Raw genomic sequence first — 2,918 nt, forward strand, 5'->3', positions numbered from 1 at the left:
GTATTGGCCACATTGGATGCGGCAGATGCTGCCGTTTCATTAACCGCTCTTAATTTATAGTAGTAGCGTGTGTTGGCATTTAAATCTGTTCTTGTATAAGTAAGCACATCCGCACCGGTAATGCTTACAAGGCTGTAAGGGCCGTCAGATGATCTTGCTTCGTAAATCTCAAAACCGGTTTCATTATACTGTGGCTGCGGGTTATCGCTCCAGTCCAGCTTAATGGCTGTTTTGGACAAAGTTGTCGCTGACAGGTTAATGGGCGCCTCCGGCTTGTTAGGACCGTTGGCATCAATTACTGTAAACGGCGCTGAAAAATCGCTGCTGCAGCCAAACTGCTCAATTGCTTTTACCTTATAATCGCCCGGTGCAGCGGCATTAACGGTATTAGTGGTGCTGAGCACGGTGGAAGATGGCTCTTTTTGCCAGGAGTAGGTCGCATACCCTTCCGGTACCTGCAAGGTTACACCGGTGCTTCCGTCAAGGGAAGGAATAACCTTGCTGGCAAGGCCGGCAACAGTAATACTGGGGATGTTGGCTGATGTTTTATACTTAATCTCCATGGGTATAGGAGACCAATCTGACCATAAGGTAGCGCCATCCCGCATACGGCAGGAATATACACCTACAGAAGTTACCGTTACCTGGTTACCGGTTGCACCTGATATAAGATTACCATCCTTACGCCACTCATACGCGTTAAAGCCGGGGGTTACACCAATGGTTACATTAATATTGTCACCGGGGCAAAACTCACTCCTCCCAAACAACACCCAGGGGTTAGATTTATATGCCCGGTTTAAGAACGGGTAATAATCGGTCTCTGCCCATGCCTGGTTCCAGCAACCATGCCCCAACGTGGGGTAAACAGTCAACTTGTAATTTCCACCTACATTCAATATGCCATTAGCCAACTGTTGTGTATAACCAGGTGATGGCGCTTTGTCAAGGCCACCCTGGAACTGCCACATAGGGGTAAATTTAAACTGTTGAACCGCATCCAGGTAAGCTAAATCAGTATTGCTGATAGGCAACACTGCGGCGGGTACTTTATAATTGGCTACCAAAAACTTCCAGGTAGCGGCGCCACCAGCGGAAAGGCCATCCACAATAATCCTGAAGCGGTCTGCTTTGCATTGCGGCACCAGGTAATTCTGAATAAACTCGCTCATCACAGTAAGGCCTGCGCCCCAGCCATCAGTCTGGTTTTGCGGATAAAGTAAGAAACCGTCAAATTTATCAGCAACTACCGCATTCATGTGAGATTGGCCGCCATGGTAAAGCTGGTATTCATTATCATAAATAGTTCCTTTTTCACCTCTTCCATGAAAAAACAAATACACCGGATATTTTTTTCCATCATTCACACCATGCTGGTATGATTTTGGAAACCTTAAACGAAAAGCTACTCCATTGTAGAAGTAACATTTAAAAGTGGAAGTATTCCAGCTAAGGCGGTTGGTTTTAACCCATTTTGCAAGGGTGCCATAGGGCGGAGTGGCCGGGGGGCTTCCCGGGTTGTAAACAACGATAGGATCGTTAGGATCCAGCACGCCTGTTTGGGCAAGGGTAAATTGCATTGTTAAGGCAGCAACTGCAATCATGAAGAGCTTTAAAAGCCCGTTTTGTGTTTTCATGTTCAAGGTTTAAAGTATTGAAACTCCTGGTGTATTTTAAGCAATTTAAATTTAACTGTTAAAGGATACCGTAAGGGTTATCGCATAGAATTGGAGCAGGCAGATAGAATAAAACAGTACAGTTTAAATACTGAGTCTATAGCTTTTGGAAAATAGGAATTGGAAAGGATTTAAGATTCAGAGGATTGTGAAACGCTGAATGTTAGCTTTGTATAGGAAATTTGGATAAGAATTAATCTTATACGCAATTTATGCTGCAAAATAAGCGTTTTTCTCTAACACACAAACATTTTTTCTCAGTTAATATTAAAAACGCCTGAAAATAATATTAATTTGGGGGTAACTATCACCTGCTTTGGTAATACGGTTTTCTTTATCTCCCGGTTTGCTTTGAAAAAAATAAATCTGAAATTCTCTTCCATTATTTTGGGGCTCTCAGCAGCACAGCTTGCTAAAGCTGTAGTTCCGGCTTTACACTGCAACTCCGCCACATGACTGGCGCACGGGCCTTCAGCGGGGTTTACGTTTCAATCCGGCAGCCTTTCAACTTACCAATCCTTCTCGCCTTTTGCCCACCATATTAAGTTAACCAGCAGTCTGAACCCGGAGTAAATAATATGGCATTCAAACATCATTAAATGACAATAAAGACCAAATAGTTTTTATGTTATCGTGCAAGCCCGGCTGAATAATGTTCTGGCAGTAAAAGAGTGCGACGCAAGAAATGCTTAATACCTGTTCCTCCTGCCTGGCCCATAAAATTTTCTATGGCAATAACCATTCACCCACATAACATTATTTAAAAATCAACGGCTGGGACAGACCCAGCCGTTTCAACTTTTACATATTATTCTTTATTCTTTGACCACTTTTATAGAGTTTTCGCCGGGTATGCCGAGTACCTTAATGTAGTACACGCCGTTAGCCAACCCTCTGCCGCTTAAGCCAAGCTTTTGTTGCCATACGCCTTTGGCTACGCTGCCAAATCCGCGGCTAAATATAGCCCTTCCGTTCATATCAAACACTACCACATCCAGTTTATTTACGCTTTCCTTCAGCAACATCCTCAGCGTTACATCATCAGTGAACGGACTTGGGAATGCGGTAAGTTTGTCTGGCTGCAGGCCGAAGACTTCTTTGGCCTGTGCTGCACTTTGTGAAGTCGCCGCGGCAGCCTTATCCTTGTCTTTGGCATCTTTGCCGCCATTCATCTTCCGGGCGTATATCGGCGGTGTTTCCTCTGTGCTTACCACCTGTTTGCCCTGTATCTGCAGGCTGTTC

2 protein-coding genes are annotated in these 2,918 nt (G+C 44.5%); both read right to left on the reverse strand.

What is annotated here, in order from left to right:
- Positions 1-1,637, reverse strand: a 1,637-nt coding sequence (locus F0364_RS26250) for a fibronectin type III domain-containing protein (RefSeq protein WP_153800794.1), incomplete at its 3' end; no start/stop codon positions are given.
- An 854-nt stretch (positions 1,638-2,491) separates the two neighbouring features.
- Positions 2,492-2,918, reverse strand: a 427-nt coding sequence (locus tag F0364_RS26255; RefSeq protein ID WP_153800795.1) for a T9SS type A sorting domain-containing protein, incomplete at its 5' end; no start/stop codon positions are given.

The organism is Foetidibacter luteolus (assembly GCF_009650435.1).
GTDB classification, from domain to species: domain Bacteria; phylum Bacteroidota; class Bacteroidia; order Chitinophagales; family Chitinophagaceae; genus Foetidibacter; species Foetidibacter luteolus.